This window comes from Lentibacillus salinarum (genome assembly GCF_042679865.1).
GTDB lineage: Bacteria > Bacillota > Bacilli > Bacillales > Amphibacillaceae > Lentibacillus > Lentibacillus salinarum.
This window is the reverse complement of sequence record NZ_JBHTNH010000059.1, coordinates 24,022-46,130: the sequence shown is the minus strand read 5'-3', so window position 1 is coordinate 46,130 and position 22,109 is coordinate 24,022. Positions and strand designations below refer to the sequence as shown.

The window sequence follows — 22,109 nt, the reverse complement described above, 5'->3', positions numbered from 1 at the left end:
GACGGCCATCAATGTCTAACCGAAATTCCCTGAACAGGCAGTTGGCGCTTTTTTTGCGCTAAAGAACGTTTCGTACACCTTTGTCTCTGTCTTGCTGTTTCAGGTTCGTCAATTGGATTATATGCCCGCGTTTACACGGTTAGCCATTATTCAAAAGGGATGGTTGATGCCCTTTTGGAACATGCGTTTTTTAAGCTATCATAACCCATTATAGACAGGGTGACAAATTCTATACAATTTAATGATTATACACGACGACGTTTTGGCGGGCGGCAGCCATTATGTGGGACCGGGGTTACGTCACGAATCGCGGTAACTTCCAATCCGGCTGCCTGTAATGAACGAATTGCTGCTTCACGTCCGGCTCCAGGACCTTTTACCGTTACTTCAAGCGACTTCATACCGCTATCGACTGCACTTTTGGCAGCTGTTTCAGCAGCCATTTGAGCAGCAAATGGTGTTGACTTACGAGATCCTTTAAAGCCAAGGGCACCTGCAGAGCTCCATCCGATCGAATTTCCTTTGACATCTGTAACAGTTACGATTGTGTTATTGAATGTGGAACGGATATGGGCAACACCCGTGTCAACATTCTTTTTCACGCGGCGCTTGCGTGTGGTGTTTTGTTTACGTGCCATAAATGATTACCCTCCTTTACATTACTTTTTCTTGTTAGCCATCGTACGGCGTGGGCCTTTGCGTGTACGTGAGTTGTTTTTCGTTTTTTGACCACGCAATGGCAAACCGCGGCGATGTCTGATACCTCTGTAAGAACCGATTTCAATCAGGCGCTTAATGTTAAGGGATGTTTCACGGCGAAGATCACCCTCAACCGAATAATTGCCGATTGCCCGCCGGATACGGCTTAGTTCATCCTCTGTCAGGTCGCGTACACGTGTGTCCTCGGAAACACTTGCTTCTTTAAGAATTTCCTGGGCAGTACTTTTCGCGACACCATGAATATATGTCAGTGAAATAACGACGCGTTTATCACGTGGGATATCAATACCTGCAATACGTGCCATAAGTGTTGTGCACCTCCTATTTAATATCTTTCAAATCGGCTGCCTCGCCGATTTTGTACCAATCCGATCTCTTACATCCGGCTTCTAAAACGCGTTTAGCGTTTTTAGCCTTGTTTTTGCTTGTGTTTCGGATTATCGCAAATAACCATTAATTTACCTTTTCGCTTAATGACTTTGCATTTTTCACAAATTGGTTTTACAGATGCTCTGACTTTCATCATCTTACCTCCTTTTAGATCGGAGCTCGTCGTGAGTCTATTTATAACGGTACGTAATTCGCCCTTTGGATAAGTCATATGGCGAAAGTTCAACCGTCACTTTATCGCCAGGTAAAATGCGGATGAAATGCATGCGGATTTTGCCGGAAACATGGGCCAATACCGTATGACCGTTTTCCAGCTCCACATTAAACATCGCATTCGGCAAGGTCTCGGTCACGGTACCTTCTACTTCAATTACATCATTTTTAGCCATCGTGTTGATCTCCCTTCTTCAAATCAGTCACAATTTCATTCATAAATTTTGTAATAGCAAACCGTAATTTGCCATTTGTGACACGACCAGTTTCCAGAAGGCTGTTTTGGACTTCCGGGGATATAAAATCCATCACTTCAATATGATACAAGTTCTTTTTCTTTGGCCGATCATATTTACGTTTTTCCCCATCCGCCAGCAAGACATACCGGTCATCAAGCAATTTCAACACAACTGCATACTGACCTGCTTCACGTCCTTGCAATATACGAACAACTTGACCTATTCGCGGAATCGAATCAGCTTCCTTCAACAACGATCACCTTCACTTAGGCTATTAATATCATAACAAACGTTGCTCGGCAACAGTGCGGCAGAATCTGCTGAACAACCCCTATCCTGCTGTTACCGAACCGTTTTAGGATCGTTATAAATCACCACGGAACCCATTATACCGTTAAATGTGTCGGATTGCATCCATTCGACATGATAGCCGGAACAGTTATTGTTTGATGGCTGATTGAATAGCCTGAAATACCTGATCAATATCCTGATCACCGTCTATTGTGACAAGATAGCCCTTTTCACTGTAAAAATTCAGCAAAGGTTTTGTCTGCTTCATATTGACGTCAAGACGGTTTTTTACCGTATCGGCCTGATCATCTTCGCGCTGTATCAATTTGGAGCCGTCACGATCACATATGCCCTCTTGCTCAGGCGGATTATAGATGACATGGTAAGTTGTGCCGCATGTCGGACAAATTCTGCGACCCGTCAGACGCTCAACCAGATGGTCTTCCGGTACATCAACACGGACCACATAATCAAGGGATTTCCCCATGTCAGTCAATATGGACTCTAACGCTTCGGCCTGTGCAACCGTCCGCGGAAAACCGTCCAGCAGGAAACCATTCCGGCAGTCATCTTTACTCAGACGTTCCTTTACGATTCCTACTGTTACATCATCCGGGACAAGGTCACCTTGATCCATGTACGCTTTAGCTTTCCTGCCGAGTTCAGTCCCTTCCTTAATCGCCAAACGGAACATATCTCCTGTTGAAATATGAGGGATGTGATACGTTTCATTTATTTTCTCTGCCTGCGTACCTTTACCGGCACCGGGCAGACCCATCAAAATTAAATTCAATCATTTTCCCCTCGCTCTCATTGCAGCATGCTTTACTTGATGAAACCTTTGTAATGCCGTTTCACCAACTGGCTTTCCAATTGCTTCATCGTCTGCAGGGCAACCCCTACAACAATCAGTAAGCTTGTGCCGCCGATTTGTACTGCTTGAGGTAGATTTGCAAGACCGCCTAATATAATAGGCAATACAGAAACTGCTGCCAGGAAAAGCGCTCCTACAAATGTTAAGCGATACATCACACGTGTCAAATACGTCTCCGTGTTTTTACCAGGACGGATGCCCGGTATATAGCCGCCTTGTTTTTGCAGGTTTTCCGCCATTTGTTCAGGGTTAACCTGCACAAATGTATAGAAGTACGTGAAAGCAATGATCAACGCAACGTAAATGACCATCCCGATCGGCTGGGTATAATCAAAGATCGTTTCAACTGTTGCCGCAATCTCATTACCTTCAAAAAGTCCGGCAACCGTACGGGGAGCAATAATGAATGCTATCGCAAAGATGACCGGGATAACACCCGCAGCATTCACTTTTAACGGTAAATGCGTTGAATGGCCACCCACTGGTGATCGATTGACAAGCTTTTTGGCATACTGGATTGGTATTTTGCGCAGTGCCTGCTGGATGAAGATAACACCTACTGTAACAGCCACCACGACCAATGCGATTAATGCCACAATCACAATGTTAATGAACAATTCATCACCGGCATCAACGAAATACTGGGTGTACAACTGATTCACACCATTCGGAACAGCCGCAACGATACCAGCAAAAATGAGAATGGATATCCCGTTACCCACACCATTTGCGGTGATTTGTTCACCAAGCCACATCAAAAAAGCTGTTCCACTTGTCAATATGATAGCAATGACAAGGAATTTCCATACACTTGGCTCACTTATCAGCATACCGCCCGCCATCGCATTAAAGCCGATGGACATGGCTATTGCCTGGACAAACGCAAGGACAACCGTTCCGTAACGGGTAACCTGAGCAATTTTTTTACGACCCATTTCACCTTGCTTTTTCCATTCCGTGAATTTCGGTACAACATCCATCTGCAAAAGCTGCATAATGATAGACGCTGTAATATAGGGCATGATCCCCATGGCAAAAATGGAGAAATTCTGCAATGCTCCGCCGCCAAATGTATTGAGAAATCCGAAAACATTTTGCTGGTTCATAAAGTCGATAGCTTCTTTATCTGTATAAGGTACCGGGATAAATGTACCCAGACGGAAAACAATTAACATCAATAATGTAAATATGATCTTCCGCCTGATATCCCCGATTCGCATAAAATTGGAGATTGTGCGGAACATTAAACCACCTCTGTTTTACCGCCCGCTGCCTCGATTGCTTCTTTCGCTGAAGCAGAGAACTTATGAGCTTTTACAGTGAATTTCTTTTCAACATTCCCTTTTCCAAGCACCTTAATGCCGGCTTTCGGTTTGCTGACAATACCTTCTTCAAGTAATAGCTCAGGTGTAATTTCCGTACCTTCCTCAAAACGATTTAACGCATCCAGGTTAACAATCGCAAGTTCTTTACGGTGAACGTTGGTGAACCCACGTTTAGGCAGGCGCTGGAACAAAGGCATCTGGCCGCCTTCAAAACCTGGACGTGTGTTGCCGCCTGAACGTGCTTTTTGTCCTTTGTGGCCTCTGCCGGATGTTTTTCCATTGCCGGAAGCCATGCCACGGCCAACACGATTACGTTTTTTGCGGCTTCCTTCTGCCGCCTTTAATTCATGAAGTTTCATTTGTGCGCACCTCCTCTTCCGCTATATGATCGTTACACTTCTTTAACCGTTACAAGATGGGATACTTTATCAAGCATGCCGCGTACAGCTGCTGTGTCTTCACGTACGACCGATTGACGAATTTTCGTCAGACCCAGCGATTGCACCGTTTGCCGCTGTTTTTCCGATTGGCCGATGATACTGCGTGTGAGGGTGATCTCTAATTGTTTAGACATAATTATTCCCTCCTTAACCTAACAGTTCTTCTACAGATTTGCCGCGTAGTTTAGCAACGTCTTCTGCCGTTTTCAGATTTGATAAGCCGCTTAATGTGGCCCGAATCATGTTGATTGGTGTGTTGGAACCGAGTGATTTTGTCAGGATATCACCGACACCTGCAAGTTCCAGGATGGCACGAACAGGTCCGCCGGAGATAACACCTGTACCTTCTGTAGCTGGTTTCATCAATACATTTCCGGAACCATATTGGCCGTGAATTTGGTGTGGGATCGTTGTCCCGACCATCGGCACTTTTATCAGATTTTTCTTCGCATCGTCAACTGCTTTCTTAATAGCTTCCGGTACCTCTTTCGCTTTTCCGGTTCCGAAGCCTACATGGCCATTTTTATCGCCAACCACAACCAGTGCGGCAAAACGGAAGTTCCGTCCACCTTTTACTACCTTTGCAACGCGATTAATCGCAACAACACGTTCTTCAAGATCTAATTTGTTTGGATCAATGCTCGTTTGCATCTATGTCCCTCCTTTACTCCACGATTAAAATTCCAGACCGCCTTCACGGGCGGCATCCGCTAGGGCTTTGACACGTCCATGATAAAGGTAGCCGCCGCGGTCGAATACAACAGCTTGATAACCTTTATCCCGGGCACGTTTTGCAACCAGTTCTCCGACTTGTTTAGCTGCCTCGCTATTGCCCGTCGACTCCAAGTTTAATTCGTTATCGACAGTGGAAGCACTTGCCACAGTAACGCCAGCAACATCGTCAATTAATTGTGCATAAATGTGTTTATTTGAACGGTACACATTCAGACGCGGGCGTTCTTCAGTTCCAGAAACATGCTTGCGGACGCGCGCGTGTCGTTTTTTGCGTACATCGTTTTTGTCAGGTTTTGTGATCATCCGGGTCACTCCTTTCTGCTCCCTAACTAACCTTACTTAGCTGTTTTACCTTCTTTGAGGCGTAATTGTTCGCCTTCATAGCGAACGCCTTTTCCTTTATAAGGTTCAGGTGGTCTGATGGCGCGAATATTAGCAGCAACAGCACCGACCAGCTCTTTGTCGATTCCTTTAACAACAATACGTGTGTTTTGTGGAACGTCAATGTCAATTCCTTCGATTGGATCAACTTCAACCGGGTGTGAATAACCTGCGTTCACAACAACTTTTTCACCCTGTTTTTGTGCACGGTAGCCGACGCCATTAATTTCAAGTGCCTTTTCAAATCCTTTATGCACACCCTCAATCATGTTCGCGATCAGGCTGCGGGTGGTGCCGTGCAATGAGCGATGCTCCTTTTTATCACTTGGACGTTCAACTGTTAATACCTGATCGTCTATAACAACTTTCATATCCGGGTGAATATTTCTTGTCAATTCACCTTTTGGACCTTTTACGGTCACGGTGTTCCCATCACGTTTCACTTCGACACCTTCTGGGATTTCCAGCGGTTTCAGGCCGATACGAGACATTCCATACACCTCCTGTCTAAAAGTATAAATTACCAAACATATGCCAGTACTTCGCCGCCAACAGCTTGTGTGCGTGCTTCTTTGTCGGAAAGTATACCATGTGATGTTGACACGATAGCGATTCCCAAGCCATTCAGTACACGAGGTACTTCATCGGCTTTTGCATAGACACGCAATCCAGGTTTACTGATGCGTTTGATGCCTGTAATCACGCGTTCATCATTGGCGCCGTATTTCATGAATAGACGCAGAATCCCCTGTTTGTTGTCTTCGATGAATTCATAATCACGTACAAATCCTTCACGTTTCAGGATATCCGCAATTTCTTTTTTTAGTTTGGAAGCCGGAAGCTCTAATTTTTCATGCCGCACCATGTTGGCATTACGAATGCGAGTCAGCATATCTGCAATTGGATCTGTCATAACCATTACTACATTACCTCCTTCCCGAATCGGGTTTTACCAGCTTGCTTTTCTAACGCCAGGAATTTGACCTTTATAGGCTAGTTCACGGAAACAAATACGGCACAGTTTAAATTTACGGATGACAGAATGCGGACGGCCACAGCGCTCACACCGTGTATATTCACGTACTTTAAACTTTTGCGGTTTCTTTTGTTTCGCAATCATTGATTTTTTAGCCACAATTTTCCCTCCTTACTTATTTCTGGAAAGGCATACCCAGTTGAGTCAGCAGTTCACGCGCTTCTTCGTCGGTATTTGAAGTGGTCACGATAACGATATCCATACCACGTACTTTATTGACCTTATCATAATTGATTTCCGGGAAAATCAGCTGTTCTTTAATGCCTAACGTATAGTTACCACGGCCATCAAAAGCTTTCTTGGAAATACCGCGGAAGTCACGCACACGCGGAAGCGATACGGCTATCAGCTTTTGCAGAAATTCATACATCCGATCGCCTCTCAGTGTTACTTTCGTTCCAATCGGCATTCCTTCACGTAGGCGGAATCCGGCAATTGACTTTTTGGCACGTGTTACGACCGGCTTTTGTCCGGAAATAAGTGCAAGTTCCTCAACGGCATTGTCCAATGCTTTTGAATTTTGCACAGCATCACCGATACCCATGTTAATAACAATCTTCTCGATGTTCGGTGCTTGCATGACAGAGTCATAATCAAATTTATTCATCAGAGATGGCAATACGTCATTCTGATATTGTTGTTTCAATGTGTTCATCACGAGCGCCCTCCTTTCGCCAGCAGATTATTTATCGATTGCTTCTCCGGATTTTTTAGCGATGCGGACTTTTTTTCCATCGCGAGTCTCGTAACCGATTCGGGTTGGTTCACCGGATTTTGGGTCGATTAGCATGACATTGGAAACATGAATGGCTGCTTCCTGGTTGAGAATGCCGCCCTGCGGATTATCCTGTGAAGGCTTGGCATGTTTTTTAATCATGTTGATGCCTTCTACCAGAACACGTTCCTTTTTCGGATATGCTTCCAGAATCGTTCCTTCTTTGCCACGGTCTTTACCGGATATCACTTTGACTTTGTCACCTTTTTTTACATGCATGTCTGACGCACCTCCCTACAAGGCTTTTCGTTATGGCTGGTAGTGAATGTCTAAAAAGTCCGGTGAAAATGACGAATCAAACGCCCGGTCTTTTCATCCGCCTTCTTAAACGCTCACTTACAATACTTCCGGTGCCAGGGATACGATTTTCATGAATTTGGCATCGCGCAGTTCACGTGCTACCGGTCCAAAAATTCGCGTACCCCGCGGGCCTTTATCGTCACGGACAACGACGGCAGCATTTTCATCGAAACGAATATATGATCCGTCATTACGGCGAACGCCGGATTTCGAACGAACAATAACAGCTTTCACAATCTCACCTTTTTTGACAACGCCGCCTGGTGTTGCGTGTTTTACCGTGCAAACAACAACGTCACCAATATTAGCAGTCTTTCTTCCTGATCCGCCCAAAACTTTAATCGCTTTGACTTCACGCGCACCAGAGTTATCTGCAACTTTTAAGCTAGTTTCCTGTTGAATCATAACGCATCTAGACCTCCCTTCGGATAACTTCCGAGCGAACTTTACTTATATAATAACCGCTTCTTTGACGATTTCTACCAGACGGAAACGCTTCGTTGCAGACAGTGGACGGGTTTCCATGATTTTAACGACGTCCCCGACTTTAGCTTGGTTACTTTCGTCATGTGTTTTAAACTTCTTGGAGTACTTCACACGCTTGCCATACAGTTGGTGAAACTTATACGTTTCGACTAAAACCGTGATGGTCTTATCCATTTTATCTGATACGACACGTCCTGTGTATACTTTACGATTGTTACGTTCACCCATTTTTGGTTTAACCTCCTCTCAGGTTAATTATTAACGCTCAGTTCACGTTCGCGTACGACTGTTTTCATACGGGCAATTGATTTTTTCACGTCACCGATCCGTGCAGTGTTTTCCAATTGGCCGGTTGCCAGCTGAAAGCGTAAATTAAATAGTTCTTCTTTTAACGACTGGACTTTTTGTTCGATTTCGGCAGTGGTCAACTCTCTAATTTCATTAGCTTTCATTTGTTTCACCACCAATTTCTTCACGTTTTACGAACTTGGTTTTGATTGGCAGTTTATGAGAGGCAAGCCGTAGCGCTTCGCGTGCCACTTCCTCCGATACACCTGCTATTTCAAACATGATCTTCCCTGGTTTGACGACTGCTACCCATCCTTCAGGAGCACCTTTACCGGAACCCATACGGACTTCAAGGGGCTTTGCAGTATATGGTTTGTCAGGAAAGATTTTAATCCAAACTTTACCGCCACGTTTCATGTAACGTGTCATGGCAATACGTGCTGCCTCAATTTGACGGCTTGTGATCCAGGTTGGCTCAATAGCCTGCAGTCCGTACTCACCAAAAGCTACGGTTGTTCCACCTTTTGCTTGGCCTTTCATACGGCCGCGGTGTTGCTTACGATATTTAACACGTTTAGGCATTAACATAATGCATGTCCCCCTTCCTTAGTTATCGTTTTTTGTTGGAAGGACTTCTCCACGATAGATCCACACTTTGACACCGAGTTTACCATACGTTGTGTCTGCTTCTGCTGTACCGAAGTCAATGTCAGCACGAAGCGTGTGTAATGGAACGGTTCCTTCACTGTAATGTTCCGCACGGGCAATGTCAGCACCGCCCAAACGACCGGAAACTTGCGTTCTGATCCCTTTGGCACCTGCGCGCATCGTACGCTGGATTGTTTGTTTCTGAGCACGGCGGAATGAAATACGGTTTTCGAGTTGACGGGCAATGTTCTCAGCAACGAGTGTGGCATCCAGATCGACTTTCTTGATTTCCACAATGTTGATGTGAACCCGTTTGCCTGTCAGGCTGTTCAATGATTTTCGCAGTGCTTCAACTTCGGAGCCGCCTTTACCGATAACCATTCCCGGTTTACCGGTATGGATTGTGATGTTCACACGGTTGGCTGCACGTTCAATATCAATTTGTGATACAGCTGCTGTTTTCAGACGGTTTTCCAGGTATTCTCTAATTTTAATATCTTCATGCAATAAATCTGCATAGTTATTGCCGGCATACCATTTTGATTCCCAATCACGAATAACACCGACGCGGAGACCATTCGGATTTACTTTTTGACCCACTGACTACCCCTCCTTCTTTTCTGATACCACGATCGTCACATGGCTGGTACGTTTGTTGATTTGACTTGCACGTCCCTGTGCTCTTGGACGGAAACGTTTCAATGTTGCACCTTCATCGACGAAGGCTCCGGAAATGACCAGATTGTCCGGTTCCATTTCATAATTGTGTTCAGCATTTGCAACAGCAGAATTTACAACCTTTTCGACAACCGGTGACGCGCCACGTTGTGTATGACGCAAAATAGCAATTGCTTCTCCAACTTCTTTTCCTCGAATCAAATCTGCAACTAACCGAACTTTACGAGGAGCAATACGAACAGATTTTGCAACGGCTTTTGCTTGCATGTAGAGTGCCTCCTCTCATTAGCGTTTTGTTTTCCTGTCATCACCTGAGTGCCCTTTAAACGTACGGCTTGGGGCGAATTCACCTAGTTTATGACCGACCATATCTTCTGTTACATAAACGGGTACATGTTTACGTCCGTCATATACAGCAATAGTATGCCCGACAAAATTAGGGAAAATCGTTGAACGGCGTGACCAGGTTTTTATAACTTGCTTCTTATCGGATTCATTCAAGCTTTCAACTTTTTTCATCAGATGATCATCTGCAAAAGGTCCTTTTTTCAAGCTGCGACCCATGGATAAACCTCCTTTCGCAATTAACGACGGGTTTATTGCCCGTCAGACTATACGATTATTTTTTGCGCTTACGTTCACGTACAATATACTTGTTTGAAGGCTTATTGCGCTGACGTGTCTTGTAACCAATCGTTGGTTTGCCCCAAGGTGATACAGGTGAATCAAGACCGATCGGCGAACGTCCTTCACCACCACCATGCGGGTGATCGCTCGGGTTCATAACAGTACCGCGGACAGTTGGGCGCTTGCCTAACCAGCGTGACCGGCCTGCCTTACCTACCCGGACCAGTTCGTTTTCGATATTGCCGACTTGGCCGATGGTAGCACGGCACTCAGACAGTATCAGACGGACTTCTTCTGATGTCAGGCGGACTAATGTGTACTTACCCTCACGTCCAAGGACCTGGGCATCTGCACCTGCCGAACGTACCAATTGACCGCCGTGTCCCGGCTTCAGTTCAACATTATGAATAACCGTACCAACAGGGATATCTTTTAATTTTTTAGCATTACCCAGTTTGATGTCAGCATTTTCGCCTGACACAATCTTCTGGCCTGTTTTCAGTCCCTTTGGAGCCAGGATATAGCGTTTTTCCCCATCTGCATAGTGGATCAGGGCAATGTTAGCCGTACGGTTCGGATCGTATTCGATCGTAGCAACGCGTCCTGGTATGCCATCTTTATCGCGCTTAAAGTCAATAATACGGTATTGACGTTTATGGCCGCCGCCTTGATGACGAACTGTCATTTTCCCCTGACTGTTACGTCCACCGCGCCTATACAACGGACTTAGCAGGGATTTTTCCGGAGAATCAGTTGTAATTTCTGCAAAGTCGGATGCAGACATATTACGATGACCATTTGATGTTGGCTTGAATTTTTTGATCGCCATCGTTTTCCCTCCTTCTCATACTTGTTTGTTAGCCTTCAAAGAAATCTAGTTCTTGACTGTCTTCTGAAAGCTGCACAATTGCTTTTTTACGGTCCGGACGATAACCGCCGTAACGGCCCATCCGCTTGAATTTACCTTTAATGTTCGTTGTATTGACACGCTCAACTTTAACATCAAAGACAAGTTCAACAGCGTCTTTTATTTCAGTCTTGTTGGCTTTCGGACTTACTTCAAACGTATATTTCTTTTCCGCCATCAGATCGGCAGAATGTTCTGTAATGACGGGGCGTCTGATGACATCACGCGGATCTCTCATTGCGCCAGCACCTCCCCTGCTTTTTCAGCTGCACCTTTGGTGATGATCAGCTTGTCATGCGACAGCAAGTCTAATACATTAACTTCAGCTACTGTCAGCACGTGAGCATTTGGCAGATTGTTAGCTGACCGGACGACATTTTCATCTTTATCAGCTGTTACAATCAGTACTTTCGTATCGACATTCAATGCGTCGAGCATTTTGACGATTTCTTTTGTCTTTGGCGCATCAATTGCGATGTCTTCCAAAACAACGAGATCCTCATCCTGTACTTTGGAAGAGAATGCAGATTTAAGCGCCAGCCGGCGAACTTTTTTTGGCAGCTTGTAACTATAGCTGCGTGGCGTCGGGCCAAAAACAGTTCCGCCGCCTACCCATTGCGGTGCACGGATGGAACCTTGACGAGCACGTCCTGTTCCTTTTTGGCGCCATGGTTTGCGTCCTCCGCCTCTTACTTCTCCGCGGTTTTTCACATCGTGTGTACCTTGACGCAGTGACGCACGGTGCATGACAACCGCTTCATGCAGTACATGTGTATTAGGTTCAATACCGAATACGGAATCATTTAATTCAACATCTCCGGCCTGAGAACCGTCTTGTTTTAATAGTGCTACTTTAGGCATGACATATCCTCCTTTCGTCTGCGTGATTAATTAGCCTTGGTTGCACTCGTTATTTTGACGAATGATTTTTTTGCACCAGGAATGTTTCCTTTAATCAATAACAGATTGCGTTCTGTATCGACTTTGACAACTTCAAGGTTCTGGATGGTTACTTGTTTACCGCCCATTTGGCCTGGCATTGTCTGACCTTTGAAAACACGCATCGAGTTAATATCGCCCAATGCACCCGGCTTTCTGTGAAAATGGGAGCCGTGTGTTTCCGGTCCACGTCCCTGCCCATGGCGTTTAATGGCGCCTTGGAAACCTTTTCCTTTCGTTGTACCTGTTACATCAATTTTTTCGCCGGCCTGAAAAGCATCAACGCCTATTTCCTGGCCAACATCATATTCATCAAGATCTGCGTTACGGATTTCACGAACGTAGCGCTTAGGGGTAGTGTTTGCCTTTTCAGCATGACCTGTTTCCGCTTTGTTTGAACGTGATTCCTTTTTATCTGCAAAACCGAGTTGTAGTGCTTCATAGCCATCGTTTTCGTGCGTTCTTTTTTGTAGAACGACGTTAGGCTCAGCTTGAATGACAGTTACCGGTGTTAATTCACCCTCTTCTGAAAAGAGTTGTGTCATGCCGATTTTGCGGCCTAAGATTCCTTTCGTCATCCGTTACACCTCCTATAATTATCAATCGTTATAACTTAATTTCAATATCAACACCAGATGGTAGGTCAAGACGCATCAGCGAATCGACTGTTTGCGGTGTTGGGTTGACGATGTCGATTAAGCGTTTATGCGTACGCATTTCAAATTGTTCACGGGCATCTTTATACTTGTGCACCGCACGCAATACCGTGTAAACAGATTTTTCTGTCGGCAATGGAATTGGTCCGGAAACATTTGCGCCGGAACGTTTCGCTGTGTCTACAATTTTTTCGGCAGACTGGTCTAAAATGCGGTGATCATACGCTTTTAACCGAATTCTAATCTTTTCTTTTGCCATTATTTCCCCTCCTTTTTCGCTCATTTTGGAATGAAGCTGCTCCACGAAAATTTCTTGATGACACCGCCATGGCAAAGGGGCCGGGTGTATCAACAACCTTCCACTTCATCGCTTTTTTGGCCAACATTAATAGTATACAAAAATTATGTGGCCGATGCAACCTTTGATTGCATGATTATGAGATTGCACATCTATGTATTATACAAACTCTTTCCCATGATTGCAAGGGAATGCTGGAGATTTTCTACCGTAAATTTAATGGTTCTACTGGGTGGAAAAAGGAAAACAGGCAGCGTATGTATGCTGCCTGTTTAAGATCCGGATCCGGTAAGCCTTTTTGAACGTTCTTTATTCCTGAATTTCGGTTACAACACCAGATCCAACGGTGCGTCCACCTTCACGGATAGAGAAGCGGGTACCGTCTTCAATAGCGATTGGCGAAATCAAACTAACTTGCATTTCGATGTTGTCACCAGGCATGACCATTTCCACACCTTCTGGAAGTGTGATAACACCGGTCACGTCAGTCGTACGGAAGTAGAACTGCGGACGGTAGTTAGCAAAGAATGGTGTATGGCGGCCACCTTCATCTTTGGATAGTACATAGACTTCTGCTTTAAACTTTGTGTGTGGTGTGATCGAACCTGGCTTTGCCAGTACCTGGCCACGGTTGATGTCATCACGGGAAACACCGCGAAGCAGTGCACCGATGTTGTCACCAGCTTCCGCATAGTCAAGCAGTTTACGGAACATTTCAACGCCTGTTACAGTTGTTTTCCTCAAGTCTTCAGCAAGACCTACAATGTCAACCTCGTCACCAACTTTAACCGTCCCGCGTTCAACACGACCGGTTGCAACAGTACCGCGGCCAGTGATGGAGAATACGTCCTCAACAGGCATCATGAATGCTTTGTCATGATCACGTTCAGGTGTCGGGATGTATTCATCAATCGCATCCATCAGTTCATAGATTTTTTCTTCATATTCTGATTCGCCTTCAAGAGCTTTCAGAGCTGAACCTTTGATGACCGGAATGTCATCGCCAGGGAAATCATATTCAGTCAGCAGGTCACGGACTTCCATTTCAACGAGTTCCAAAAGTTCTTCGTCGTCAACCATGTCAACTTTGTTAAGGAAGACAACGATTGCAGGAACGCCAACGTTGCGTGAAAGCAGAATGTGCTCACGTGTCTGTGGCATTGGGCCATCAGCAGCAGATACAACCAGAATCGCACCATCCATTTGCGCTGCACCGGTGATCATGTTTTTAACATAGTCAGCGTGTCCAGGGCAGTCAACGTGGGCATAGTGACGTGTCTCTGTTTCATACTCAACGTGAGAAGTCGCGATTGTAATACCACGTTCTTTTTCTTCCGGGGCATGGTCGATTTGATCAAAATCCATGGCCGTACCTTTACCGGATTTTTTGTGCATTGTTGTTGTGATAGCTGCCGTCAACGTCGTTTTACCATGGTCAACGTGTCCGATTGTTCCAATATTCACGTGACTTTTGGAGCGATCAAATTTTTCTTTAGACATGTATAGTTCCTCCTTTAATGAATATAAAAGTATTTTTTGAATTTATTTATAGCCAAGAATAAACCTTAAATGCTTATCCATAGCCTTCAATAAAAGTTATACGTCAGATTGCGGAAAAAATCAATTATTCTCCCGCATTTTTCTTAATTATTTCTTCGGAGATGCTCTTTGGCACTTCTTCATAGTGATTAAAATGCATTGTGAACGTTCCGCGTCCTTGTGTGTTCGAACGCAGTGATGTTGCGTAGCCAAACATTTCAGCAAGCGGTACAAACGCCTTAACCAGCTGTGCCGGTCCGCGCGGTTCCATTCCCTCTACACGTCCGCGGCGTGATGTCACATCACCCATGATGTCACCCATATATTCTTCAGGAACAACAATATCAACTTTCATCATTGGCTCCAGCAGAACAGGTTGACATTTATTTTTGGCTTCTTTCAAGGCCATGGATCCGGCAATTTTAAAGGCCATTTCATTTGAGTCAACATCATGATAGGTTCCATCGAATAATGTTGCCTTGACATCAATTAATGGATAGCCTGCAAGTACGCCGTTTTCCAATGACTCCTGAATACCCGCATCAACAGAAGGGATGTATTCGCGTGGTACGACACCACCGACGATTTTGTTTTGGAATTCATAGCCGGCACCTTCATCATTCGGCTCAAATCTCACCCACACGTGACCGTATTGTCCACGTCCACCGGATTGACGGATGAACTTCCCTTCAACTTCGGCGGAACCACGGAATGTTTCACGGTATGCCACTTGAGGGGCACCGACCTGTGCTTCGACTTTGAATTCAGCTTTCAGACGGTTGACGATAACGTCCAGATGCAGTTCGCCCATACCGGAAATGATCGTCTGACCCGTTTCGTTATCCGTTTCCGTTTTAAATGTCGGATCCTCTTCTGCCAATTTAGCCAGTGCAATCCCCATTTTATCCTGGTCGGCTTTGGTCTTCGGTTCGATGGCAACCGAGATAACCGGTTCCGGGAAGTCCATGGATTCAAGGATAACAACATTCTTTTCATCACACAGTGTTTCACCGGTCGATGTATCTTTCAAGCCGACACCTGCGGCAATTTCACCAGCATGGACTGTCTTGATTTCCTGACGGGAATTGGCGTGCATTTGCAGAATGCGTCCCATCCGTTCCCGCTTATCTTTAGCTGAGTTCTTGACATATGAGCCAGCATCCAGCGTACCGGAATATACACGGAAGAATGTCAGTTTACCAACATACGGGTCTGTCATCACTTTAAACGCAAGCGCTGAGAAAGGTGCGTCATCATCAGACGGGCGTGTTGTCTCTTCTTCTGTGCCCGGAACCAAACCTTCGATCGGCGGTACATCGGTTGGAGACGGAAGATAGTCAATAACACCATCCAGTACCAACTGAACCCCTTTGTTTTTAAAGGCAGAACCGCAGTATACCGGGTAAAATTCAACATTCAATGTTGCTGTACGGATCGCTTTTTTAAGATCGTCTTCGGAAATCTCTTCACCCTCAAGATATTGCATCATAAGGTCTTCATCAACTTCCGCGACAGCTTCGATTAATTCACCGCGTAGTTCCTCGGCTCTTTCTTTATACGCGTCAGGGATTTCACGAGCATCAGCACGGGTTCCAAGTTCATCTTCATAGTAATACGCCTGCATGGTGATCAGGTCGATGATACCTTCGAAATTATCTTCTGCACCGATCGGCAACTGAACGGCATGCGCATTGGCGCCAAGACGTTCTTTTAATGTATTGGTTGAATACAAGAAATCAGCGCCGACTTTATCCATTTTGTTGACGAAGACAATTCGCGGCACACCATACGTTGTTGCCTGGCGCCATACAGTTTCTGTCTGCGGCTCAACACCTGACTGTGCGTCAAGTACAGTTACAGCACCGTCAAGTACACGCAAAGAACGTTCAACTTCAACTGTGAAATCCACGTGTCCTGGCGTATCGATAATATTTATACGGTGATTTTTCCACTGGGCAGTGGTTGCAGCGGACGTGATGGTAATACCACGATCCTGTTCCTGCTCCATCCAGTCCATCTGTGATGCACCCTCATGGGTCTCACCAATTTTGTGGATACGTCCTGTATAGAAAAGAATACGCTCGGTAGTAGTGGTTTTACCTGCATCAATGTGAGCCATAATACCAATATTACGCGTCTTTTCCAAGGAGAACTCTCTGGCCATGTATTCTTCTCCTTTCTCTTGAAAGCTTTTATTTGATTTTGATTACCAGCGATAGTGGGCAAATGCTTTATTCGCCTCGGCCATCTTGTGTAATTCTTCACGTCGCTTAACAGAAGCACCGTTGTTATTGGAAGCATCCAGGATTTCATTAGCCAGACGCTCTTCCATCGTTTTCTCTCCGCGAAGACGTGCATAATTGACAATATAACGCAAACCTAATGCCTGACGGCGTTCCGGGCGTACTTCCATTGGTACCTGATAGTTGGAACCACCAACACGGCGTGCACGGACTTCCAGAACCGGCATAACATTTTTCATGGCTTGTTCAAACACTTCCATGGCGTCCTGGCCGCTTCTTTCCGTAACAAGTTCAAATGCGTTATAAAGAATTTTTTGGGCTCTCCCCCGTTTACCATCAATCATGATCTGGTTGATTAAACGCGTCACCAGTTTTGAATTGTATAGCGGATCGGGTAAAACATCACGTTTGGGTACTGGTCCTTTACGTGGCATATGTCCCCCTCCTTTCCCTGAATTTATGACATGACATTATTTTTTCTTAGCTTTTGGTTTTTTGGTTCCGTATTTGGAACGGCCTTGGCCGCGACCTTCAACACCTGCTGTGTCAAGAGCACCGCGCACGATATGATAACGAACACCAGGCAAGTCTTTGACACGGCCGCCGCGAAGCAGTACGACACTGTGTTCCTGCAGGTTGTGCCCGATTCCAGGAATGTAAGCTGTCACTTCCATGTTGTTCGACAAGCGGACACGTGCATATTTACGCAATGCTGAGTTAGGCTTCTTCGGTGTCAATGTGCCGACACGTGTGCAAACCCCGCGTTTTTGCGGCGCATTCTGATTGGTAAATTGCTTTTTGAAACTGTTGTACCCCTTATTCAATGCAGGCGAGTCAGATGTTTTCGGTTTACTGACACGACCTTTACGTACAAGCTGATTAATCGTAGGCATTTCATTTTCCTCCTTTCTCATTTATCAATAAATCAATACACGGATAACCACCTTTTGGCAAGCTATTATAATACCACATATCCAGGTGGTTCATTTTTTTGTAAAAAACAAAGCTTTCGCGAATCCCTCGCCAAAACCTTTATTGTTTTACTGCTACAGCTGAAGCCCCGACATCAATCCCACAGGCGGTACCAAGTTTCATTTTTGAATCCACACGATAGCAGGGAACACCTGACTCATGTGCAAGAAGTTCCACCTTTTGTGTAATCTGTCGGTCTGCATCATCAGCAATGAACACTTCATTTGCGGCACCGTGTTTGATGGCCTTAAGTGTTTGTTTTGTTCCGATTATTAAATCTGATCGAAACCGGGTCACTTTTTCATAAGACATCCGTATATCCTCCAAAGTAACAAGTATAATCGGAAGCACCCTGAATATATTACCATCCCAATTATGCATTGTCAACGTTATTTCAGGTATTTTTTATGTGCTTCCGATTGTGCATACTTGCTTCCTGAAAATGCTTATCCCGCCTTAAGCGGCTGGCCAATGATCATTATTGTACCGGTTCTATTTCCTCTGGTTCATCAGCCATTTCTTCCGGTTCATCAGTTGCTGTTTCAAGCCTGCGATAGCGCCCGATACCGGTTCCGGCCGGCACAAGTTTACCGATGATAACATTTTCCTTAAGTCCCAGCAATTCATCCCGCTTACCTTTAATTGCCGCATCTGTTAGGACACGTGTTGTCTCCTGGAACGACGCAGCGGATAGGAAGGAGTCTGTTTCCAGTGATGCTTTCGTAATACCGAGCAATACCGGCTGACCGATTGCAGGTTGTCTTCCTTCCTGCAATACCGGCTGGTTGGCATCTCTGAACTGGTGAATTTCCAGCAGGGAGCCTGGCAATTCATCTGTATCGCCTGACTCAACAACGCGGATTTTGCGCATCATTTGCCGCACCATGACCTCGACGTGCTTATCGCCGATTTCCACACCTTGCATGCGGTAAACTTTTTGCACTTCACGGAGCAGATATTGCTGGACGCCTTCGATACCTTGCACACGAAGGAGTTCTTTTGGATCAACGGAACCTTCTGTCAGTTCCTGCCCTGCCATGACGTCATCCCCAACGGAGACTTTCATGCGTGCATTATAAGGAACAGGGTATGAGCGCTGCTCCACATCGCCCTGTACGATGATTTCCTGTTTATCCTTCAATTCCTTTATTTCCTGAACAGTACCATAGACTTCACTGATGGTGGCCTGACCTTTTGGATTACGGGCTTCAAACAGCTCTTGAATACGAGGGAGACCCTGAGTGATGTCGTCCCCTGCAACACCGCCTGTGTGGAAGGTGCGCATCGTTAACTGGGTACCCGGTTCACCAATCGATTGGGCCGCGATAATGCCGACCGCTTCACCAACTTCCACTTCATCGCCGGTAGCCAAGTTGCGGCCGTAACATTTCTTGCAGACACCATGTTTCGTATTACATGTGAAGGCCGAGCGGATAATGACCTCTTCAATATCTGCTTCAACGATTTGTTTGGCCTGATCTTCCGTGATCATCTCATTTTTTCCGACAATGGTTGTGCCGGTTTCCGGATGGCACACATTTTCAAATGCTGTCCGACCAATCAAACGGTCAAGCAGCGGTTCGATCAATTCGATATCATCTTTCAGGGCCGACACTGTCAAGCCGCGGTCCGTGCCACAATCATCTTCGCGGATAATGACATCCTGGGCGACGTCAACAAGACGGCGGGTCAGATAACCTGAGTCGGCTGTTTTCAGCGCTGTATCGGCAAGACCTTTACGGGCACCGTGTGTTGAAATAAAGTATTCCAGCACTGTCAGACCTTCACGGAAGCTGGACTTGATCGGCAACTCCATAATCTCACCGGCTGGGTTGGCCATCAGACCGCGCATTCCGGCAAGCTGTGTAAAGTTGGAAGCGTTACCCCGAGCACCGGAGTCACTCATCATATAAATCGGGTTCCGTGGGTTCAGGGATTCCATCAGGCGTTCCTGTATGTCGTCCTTGGCTTGTGACCAGATCGCAATAACCCGGTCATAGCGCTCGCCATCGGTGATCAGGCCGCGCCGGAATTGTTTCTGCACTTTATCCACTTTACTTTGTGCATCATCCAGAATTTCTTCTTTTTCTTTCAGGACAACAATATCAGAGACACCGACTGTCATACCTGCTTTTGTTGAATAACTGAAACCGAGATCCTTCATGCGGTCAAGCATTTTAGATGTTTCACTGATCTTGAACCGCTTGAACACTTCTGCGATGATATCCCCCAAAATACCCTTTTTAAATGGTGGGATTAGATCACGCTGTTTCAGCTCTTCTCTGATATCTGTGGCATGATCGGCAAAATACTTATCCGGTGTTTCCACTTCCAGGTTGTGTTTGGTTGGTTCATTAATATATGGGAACGAATCTGGCAAAATCTCATTAAAGATCAGCTTGCCGATGGTCGTCAGAAGCATCTGATCCTGCTGTTCTGCCGTAAACGATCGTTTATTCAGGCTCGAAGCTTTGACCGCAATACGTGAATGCAAGTGGACATAGCCATTCTGATAGGCGATCAGCGCTTCATCCGTGTTTTTGAATCGGCTGCCTTCTCCAACAGCACCTTCGCGTTCCAGCGTCAAATAATAGTTACCGAGAACCATATCCTGTGATGGTGTCACAACCGGTTTGCCATCTTTTGGATTAAGAATGTTCTGCGCGGCAAGCATCAAGACGCGCGCTTCTGCCTGTGCTTCGGCTGAAAGCGGAACGTGCACAGCCATTTGGTCTCCGTCAAAGTCAGCGTTATAAGCTGTACAGACGAGCGGATGCAGACGAATGGCACGGCCTTCCACCAACACAGGTTCAAACGCCTGGATACCTAAACGGTGCAGTGTTGGCGCGCGGTTTAACAGTACCGGATGCTCTTTGATAACTTCCTCTAGAACGTCCCATACTTCCGGATGCACGCGTTCAATTTTGCGTTTGGCCGATTTGATGTTGTGGGAATAGCCCTGCTCAACAAGCTCTTTCATAATAAACGGCTTAAATAATTCAAGTGCCATTTCTTTTGGAAGTCCGCACTGATACATTTTCAGACTCGGACCAACCACGATAACCGAACGACCGGAATAGTCGACACGTTTACCAAGCAGGTTTTGGCGGAAACGGCCCTGTTTCCCTTTCAGCATATGTGACAGGGATTTCAGCGGACGGTTTCCGGGACCTGTAACAGGGCGTCCGCGCCGGCCGTTATCAATCAATGCGTCAACCGATTCCTGCAGCATACGCTTTTCGTTTTGAACGATGATGCTTGGCGCGCCAAGATCCAGTAGGCGTTTCAGTCGGTTGTTCCGATTGATGACACGGCGATAAAGATCGTTCAGGTCTGACGTTGCGAAACGTCCACCATCGAGCTGGACCATTGGGCGGATTTCCGGCGGGATGACCGGCAGGACGTCAAGCACCATCCATGATGTATCATTGCCCGAATTCCGGAAAGACTCCAGCACTTCCAGACGTTTAATTGCACGTGTTCTACGCTGTCCCTGTGCTGTTTTTAATTCTTCTTTTAATGTCCCGACTTCTTTTTCCAAGTCGATATCCTGCAGGAGCTTGCGGATTGCCTCGGCTCCCATCTGGGCTTTAAAGGTGTTACCGTATTTTTCATAATAAGCCCGGTATTCTTTTTCGGAAAGAAGCTGTTTCTTTTCCAGCGGTGTATCGCCTGCTTCGGTCACAATGTATGCAGCAAAATAAATGACTTCCTCCAGAGCGCGGGGGGACATATCCAGCACAAGTCCCATGCGGCTCGGGATGCCTTTAAAATACCAAATGTGTGATATAGGCGCCGCCAGCTCAATGTGACCCATACGTTCCCGGCGAACTTTCGCTTTGGTCACTTCAACCCCGCACCGGTCACATACAACACCTTTATAACGCACGCGTTTATATTTTCCGCAGTGACATTCCCAATCCTTTTGGGGGCCGAAAATACGTTCACAAAAAAGTCCGTCTTTCTCCGGTTTTAAGGTGCGGTAGTTAATCGTTTCCGGTTTTTTGACCTCACCATATGACCATGAGCGGATTTTTTCTGATGAGGCCAGCCCGATTTTCATATACTCAAAATTATTTACGTCCAGCAAGGGTCTACCTCCCTTATTA

General features: G+C 45.8%; 34 protein-coding genes. All 34 read right to left on the bottom strand.

Annotation, left to right across the window (positions count from 1 at the left end):
* Positions 1-245: 245 nt before the first annotated feature.
* The 34 genes from rpsK to rpoC all read right to left on the bottom strand — a co-directional run bounded on the left by rpsK (position 246) and on the right by rpoC (position 22,090).
* Positions 246-638: a 30S ribosomal protein S11 gene (gene rpsK, locus ACFQ4A_RS18110; RefSeq protein ID WP_382402796.1), complete on the bottom strand. Its 393-nt coding sequence runs from the start codon at positions 636-638 to the stop codon at positions 246-248.
* A 21-nt stretch (positions 639-659) separates the two neighbouring features.
* Entirely contained in the window at positions 660-1,025 is a 366-nt protein-coding gene (rpsM, locus tag ACFQ4A_RS18105; RefSeq protein ID WP_382402795.1) for a 30S ribosomal protein S13, read from the bottom strand.
* A 104-nt stretch (positions 1,026-1,129) separates the two neighbouring features.
* Positions 1,130-1,243, bottom strand: coding sequence for a 50S ribosomal protein L36 (gene rpmJ / locus ACFQ4A_RS18100; RefSeq protein ID WP_176449720.1), 114 nt, complete (start codon positions 1,241-1,243; stop codon positions 1,130-1,132).
* A 37-nt stretch (positions 1,244-1,280) separates the two neighbouring features.
* Positions 1,281-1,499 carry a translation initiation factor IF-1 gene (infA, locus tag ACFQ4A_RS18095; protein WP_382402794.1) on the bottom strand — a complete coding sequence of 73 codons (219 nt, stop codon included), beginning with the start codon at positions 1,497-1,499 and terminating at the stop codon, positions 1,281-1,283.
* On the bottom strand, positions 1,492-1,812 hold the full coding sequence (locus ACFQ4A_RS18090; RefSeq protein ID WP_382402793.1) for a KOW motif-containing protein: 321 nt from the start codon (positions 1,810-1,812) through the stop codon (positions 1,492-1,494). The genes infA and ACFQ4A_RS18090 overlap by 8 nt, the downstream gene beginning before the upstream one ends.
* A 189-nt stretch (positions 1,813-2,001) precedes the next feature.
* Positions 2,002-2,646, bottom strand: coding sequence for an adenylate kinase (locus ACFQ4A_RS18085; protein ID WP_382402792.1), 645 nt, complete (start codon positions 2,644-2,646; stop codon positions 2,002-2,004).
* Between the two features lie 32 nt (positions 2,647-2,678).
* Positions 2,679-3,971, bottom strand: a complete 1,293-nt coding sequence (gene secY, locus ACFQ4A_RS18080; protein ID WP_382402791.1) for a preprotein translocase subunit SecY — start codon at positions 3,969-3,971, stop codon at positions 2,679-2,681.
* A complete protein-coding gene (gene rplO / locus ACFQ4A_RS18075) occupies positions 3,971-4,411 on the bottom strand; it encodes a 50S ribosomal protein L15 (RefSeq protein ID WP_382402790.1) in 441 nt (146 codons plus the stop codon). Before rplO ends, secY begins: the two co-directional genes overlap by 1 nt.
* 32 nt (positions 4,412-4,443) lie before the next feature.
* A complete protein-coding gene (rpmD, locus tag ACFQ4A_RS18070) occupies positions 4,444-4,626 on the bottom strand; it encodes a 50S ribosomal protein L30 (RefSeq protein ID WP_382402789.1) in 183 nt (60 codons plus the stop codon).
* A gap of 13 nt (positions 4,627-4,639) precedes the next feature.
* On the bottom strand, positions 4,640-5,143 hold the full coding sequence (rpsE, locus tag ACFQ4A_RS18065; protein ID WP_382402788.1) for a 30S ribosomal protein S5: 504 nt from the start codon (positions 5,141-5,143) through the stop codon (positions 4,640-4,642).
* Positions 5,144-5,167: 24 nt separating this feature from the next.
* Positions 5,168-5,530 carry a 50S ribosomal protein L18 gene (gene rplR / locus ACFQ4A_RS18060; protein ID WP_382402787.1) on the bottom strand — a complete coding sequence of 121 codons (363 nt, stop codon included), beginning with the start codon at positions 5,528-5,530 and terminating at the stop codon, positions 5,168-5,170.
* A 32-nt stretch (positions 5,531-5,562) separates the two neighbouring features.
* Entirely contained in the window at positions 5,563-6,099 is a 537-nt protein-coding gene (gene rplF / locus ACFQ4A_RS18055; protein ID WP_382402786.1) for a 50S ribosomal protein L6, read from the bottom strand.
* 29 nt (positions 6,100-6,128) lie between these two features.
* Positions 6,129-6,527 (bottom strand): 30S ribosomal protein S8, encoded by a 399-nt coding sequence (rpsH, locus tag ACFQ4A_RS18050; RefSeq protein WP_382402785.1) that lies wholly within the window; start codon positions 6,525-6,527, stop codon positions 6,129-6,131.
* Positions 6,528-6,557: 30 nt separating this feature from the next.
* The gene (locus tag ACFQ4A_RS18045) at positions 6,558-6,743 is read right to left on the bottom strand and encodes a type Z 30S ribosomal protein S14 (RefSeq protein ID WP_382402784.1); all 186 of its coding nucleotides are present in this window, start codon (positions 6,741-6,743) and stop codon (positions 6,558-6,560) included.
* A 16-nt stretch (positions 6,744-6,759) separates the two neighbouring features.
* Complete coding sequence (gene rplE, locus ACFQ4A_RS18040) at positions 6,760-7,299, bottom strand: 50S ribosomal protein L5 (RefSeq protein WP_382402783.1); 540 nt, start codon at positions 7,297-7,299, stop codon at positions 6,760-6,762.
* 27 nt (positions 7,300-7,326) lie between these two features.
* Positions 7,327-7,638, bottom strand: a complete 312-nt coding sequence (gene rplX / locus ACFQ4A_RS18035) for a 50S ribosomal protein L24 (RefSeq protein WP_382402782.1) — start codon at positions 7,636-7,638, stop codon at positions 7,327-7,329.
* A gap of 117 nt (positions 7,639-7,755) precedes the next feature.
* Positions 7,756-8,124, bottom strand: coding sequence for a 50S ribosomal protein L14 (rplN, locus tag ACFQ4A_RS18030; protein ID WP_382402781.1), 369 nt, complete (start codon positions 8,122-8,124; stop codon positions 7,756-7,758).
* Positions 8,125-8,169: 45 nt separating this feature from the next.
* Positions 8,170-8,433, bottom strand: coding sequence for a 30S ribosomal protein S17 (rpsQ, locus tag ACFQ4A_RS18025; protein ID WP_382402780.1), 264 nt, complete (start codon positions 8,431-8,433; stop codon positions 8,170-8,172).
* Positions 8,434-8,456: 23 nt separating this feature from the next.
* Positions 8,457-8,657: a 50S ribosomal protein L29 gene (rpmC, locus tag ACFQ4A_RS18020; RefSeq protein ID WP_382402779.1), complete on the bottom strand. Its 201-nt coding sequence runs from the start codon at positions 8,655-8,657 to the stop codon at positions 8,457-8,459.
* Positions 8,647-9,081 (bottom strand): 50S ribosomal protein L16, encoded by a 435-nt coding sequence (gene rplP, locus ACFQ4A_RS18015; protein ID WP_382402778.1) that lies wholly within the window; start codon positions 9,079-9,081, stop codon positions 8,647-8,649. Before rplP ends, rpmC begins: the two co-directional genes overlap by 11 nt.
* 18 nt (positions 9,082-9,099) lie before the next feature.
* Positions 9,100-9,741, bottom strand: a complete 642-nt coding sequence (rpsC, locus tag ACFQ4A_RS18010) for a 30S ribosomal protein S3 (protein WP_382402777.1) — start codon at positions 9,739-9,741, stop codon at positions 9,100-9,102.
* 3 nt (positions 9,742-9,744) lie between these two features.
* Positions 9,745-10,086: a 50S ribosomal protein L22 gene (gene rplV / locus ACFQ4A_RS18005; RefSeq protein WP_382402776.1), complete on the bottom strand. Its 342-nt coding sequence runs from the start codon at positions 10,084-10,086 to the stop codon at positions 9,745-9,747.
* 18 nt (positions 10,087-10,104) lie between these two features.
* On the bottom strand, positions 10,105-10,383 hold the full coding sequence (rpsS, locus tag ACFQ4A_RS18000) for a 30S ribosomal protein S19 (RefSeq protein ID WP_068446111.1): 279 nt from the start codon (positions 10,381-10,383) through the stop codon (positions 10,105-10,107).
* 55 nt (positions 10,384-10,438) lie between these two features.
* Positions 10,439-11,275 carry a 50S ribosomal protein L2 gene (gene rplB, locus ACFQ4A_RS17995; protein WP_382402775.1) on the bottom strand — a complete coding sequence of 279 codons (837 nt, stop codon included), beginning with the start codon at positions 11,273-11,275 and terminating at the stop codon, positions 10,439-10,441.
* 28 nt (positions 11,276-11,303) lie between these two features.
* Positions 11,304-11,591, bottom strand: a complete 288-nt coding sequence (gene rplW / locus ACFQ4A_RS17990; protein ID WP_382402774.1) for a 50S ribosomal protein L23 — start codon at positions 11,589-11,591, stop codon at positions 11,304-11,306.
* Positions 11,588-12,214 carry a 50S ribosomal protein L4 gene (gene rplD, locus ACFQ4A_RS17985; RefSeq protein WP_382402773.1) on the bottom strand — a complete coding sequence of 209 codons (627 nt, stop codon included), beginning with the start codon at positions 12,212-12,214 and terminating at the stop codon, positions 11,588-11,590. Before rplD ends, rplW begins: the two co-directional genes overlap by 4 nt.
* Positions 12,215-12,240: 26 nt before the next feature.
* Positions 12,241-12,870: a 50S ribosomal protein L3 gene (gene rplC, locus ACFQ4A_RS17980; protein ID WP_382402772.1), complete on the bottom strand. Its 630-nt coding sequence runs from the start codon at positions 12,868-12,870 to the stop codon at positions 12,241-12,243.
* Positions 12,871-12,898: 28 nt separating this feature from the next.
* On the bottom strand, positions 12,899-13,207 hold the full coding sequence (rpsJ, locus tag ACFQ4A_RS17975; protein ID WP_382402771.1) for a 30S ribosomal protein S10: 309 nt from the start codon (positions 13,205-13,207) through the stop codon (positions 12,899-12,901).
* A 348-nt stretch (positions 13,208-13,555) separates the two neighbouring features.
* A complete protein-coding gene (gene tuf, locus ACFQ4A_RS17970; RefSeq protein ID WP_382402770.1) occupies positions 13,556-14,746 on the bottom strand; it encodes an elongation factor Tu in 1,191 nt (396 codons plus the stop codon).
* A 124-nt stretch (positions 14,747-14,870) separates the two neighbouring features.
* Positions 14,871-16,949 carry an elongation factor G gene (fusA, locus tag ACFQ4A_RS17965; protein ID WP_382402769.1) on the bottom strand — a complete coding sequence of 693 codons (2,079 nt, stop codon included), beginning with the start codon at positions 16,947-16,949 and terminating at the stop codon, positions 14,871-14,873.
* Between the two features lie 42 nt (positions 16,950-16,991).
* A complete protein-coding gene (gene rpsG / locus ACFQ4A_RS17960; protein ID WP_382402768.1) occupies positions 16,992-17,462 on the bottom strand; it encodes a 30S ribosomal protein S7 in 471 nt (156 codons plus the stop codon).
* A 36-nt stretch (positions 17,463-17,498) separates the two neighbouring features.
* A complete protein-coding gene (rpsL, locus tag ACFQ4A_RS17955) occupies positions 17,499-17,921 on the bottom strand; it encodes a 30S ribosomal protein S12 (protein WP_382402767.1) in 423 nt (140 codons plus the stop codon).
* A gap of 139 nt (positions 17,922-18,060) precedes the next feature.
* Positions 18,061-18,312, bottom strand: a complete 252-nt coding sequence (locus ACFQ4A_RS17950) for a ribosomal L7Ae/L30e/S12e/Gadd45 family protein (RefSeq protein ID WP_382402766.1) — start codon at positions 18,310-18,312, stop codon at positions 18,061-18,063.
* A gap of 166 nt (positions 18,313-18,478) precedes the next feature.
* Complete coding sequence (gene rpoC, locus ACFQ4A_RS17945) at positions 18,479-22,090, bottom strand: DNA-directed RNA polymerase subunit beta' (RefSeq protein ID WP_382402765.1); 3,612 nt, start codon at positions 22,088-22,090, stop codon at positions 18,479-18,481.
* Between the last annotated feature and the right edge of the window lie 19 nt (positions 22,091-22,109).

Excerpts from the sequence above, each read along its gene's own strand:
- rpsK (WP_382402796.1), bottom strand. The coding sequence starts at position 638 with ATGGCACGTAAACAAAACACCACACGCAAGCGCCGCGTGAAAAAGAAT.
- rpsM (WP_382402795.1), bottom strand. The coding sequence starts at position 1,025 with ATGGCACGTATTGCAGGTATTGATATCCCACGTGATAAACGCGTCGTT.
- rpmJ (WP_176449720.1), bottom strand. The coding sequence starts at position 1,243 with ATGAAAGTCAGAGCATCTGTAAAACCAATTTGTGAAAAATGCAAAGTC.
- infA (WP_382402794.1), bottom strand. The coding sequence starts at position 1,499 with ATGGCTAAAAATGATGTAATTGAAGTAGAAGGTACCGTGACCGAGACC.
- secY (WP_382402791.1), bottom strand. The coding sequence starts at position 3,971 with ATGTTCCGCACAATCTCCAATTTTATGCGAATCGGGGATATCAGGCGG.
- rplO (WP_382402790.1), bottom strand. The coding sequence starts at position 4,411 with ATGAAACTTCATGAATTAAAGGCGGCAGAAGGAAGCCGCAAAAAACGT.
- rpmD (WP_382402789.1), bottom strand. The coding sequence starts at position 4,626 with ATGTCTAAACAATTAGAGATCACCCTCACACGCAGTATCATCGGCCAA.
- rpsE (WP_382402788.1), bottom strand. The coding sequence starts at position 5,143 with ATGCAAACGAGCATTGATCCAAACAAATTAGATCTTGAAGAACGTGTT.
- rplR (WP_382402787.1), bottom strand. The coding sequence starts at position 5,530 with ATGATCACAAAACCTGACAAAAACGATGTACGCAAAAAACGACACGCG.
- rplF (WP_382402786.1), bottom strand. The coding sequence starts at position 6,099 with ATGTCTCGTATCGGCCTGAAACCGCTGGAAATCCCAGAAGGTGTCGAA.
- rpsH (WP_382402785.1), bottom strand. The coding sequence starts at position 6,527 with ATGGTTATGACAGATCCAATTGCAGATATGCTGACTCGCATTCGTAAT.
- rplE (WP_382402783.1), bottom strand. The coding sequence starts at position 7,299 with ATGAACACATTGAAACAACAATATCAGAATGACGTATTGCCATCTCTG.
- rplX (WP_382402782.1), bottom strand. The coding sequence starts at position 7,638 with ATGCATGTAAAAAAAGGTGACAAAGTCAAAGTGATATCCGGTAAAGAC.
- rplN (WP_382402781.1), bottom strand. The coding sequence starts at position 8,124 with ATGATTCAACAGGAAACTAGCTTAAAAGTTGCAGATAACTCTGGTGCG.
- rpsQ (WP_382402780.1), bottom strand. The coding sequence starts at position 8,433 with ATGGGTGAACGTAACAATCGTAAAGTATACACAGGACGTGTCGTATCA.
- rpmC (WP_382402779.1), bottom strand. The coding sequence starts at position 8,657 with ATGAAAGCTAATGAAATTAGAGAGTTGACCACTGCCGAAATCGAACAA.
- rplP (WP_382402778.1), bottom strand. The coding sequence starts at position 9,081 with ATGTTAATGCCTAAACGTGTTAAATATCGTAAGCAACACCGCGGCCGT.
- rplV (WP_382402776.1), bottom strand. The coding sequence starts at position 10,086 with ATGCAAGCAAAAGCCGTTGCAAAATCTGTTCGTATTGCTCCTCGTAAA.
- rpsS (WP_068446111.1), bottom strand. The coding sequence starts at position 10,383 with ATGGGTCGCAGCTTGAAAAAAGGACCTTTTGCAGATGATCATCTGATG.
- rplB (WP_382402775.1), bottom strand. The coding sequence starts at position 11,275 with ATGGCGATCAAAAAATTCAAGCCAACATCAAATGGTCATCGTAATATG.
- rplW (WP_382402774.1), bottom strand. The coding sequence starts at position 11,591 with ATGAGAGATCCGCGTGATGTCATCAGACGCCCCGTCATTACAGAACAT.
- rplD (WP_382402773.1), bottom strand. The coding sequence starts at position 12,214 with ATGCCTAAAGTAGCACTATTAAAACAAGACGGTTCTCAGGCCGGAGAT.
- rplC (WP_382402772.1), bottom strand. The coding sequence starts at position 12,870 with ATGACGAAAGGAATCTTAGGCCGCAAAATCGGCATGACACAACTCTTT.
- rpsJ (WP_382402771.1), bottom strand. The coding sequence starts at position 13,207 with ATGGCAAAAGAAAAGATTAGAATTCGGTTAAAAGCGTATGATCACCGC.
- tuf (WP_382402770.1), bottom strand. The coding sequence starts at position 14,746 with ATGTCTAAAGAAAAATTTGATCGCTCCAAAAGTCACGTGAATATTGGA.
- fusA (WP_382402769.1), bottom strand. The coding sequence starts at position 16,949 with ATGGCCAGAGAGTTCTCCTTGGAAAAGACGCGTAATATTGGTATTATG.
- rpsG (WP_382402768.1), bottom strand. The coding sequence starts at position 17,462 with ATGCCACGTAAAGGACCAGTACCCAAACGTGATGTTTTACCCGATCCG.
- rpsL (WP_382402767.1), bottom strand. The coding sequence starts at position 17,921 with ATGCCTACGATTAATCAGCTTGTACGTAAAGGTCGTGTCAGTAAACCG.
- ACFQ4A_RS17950 (WP_382402766.1), bottom strand. The coding sequence starts at position 18,312 with ATGTCTTATGAAAAAGTGACCCGGTTTCGATCAGATTTAATAATCGGA.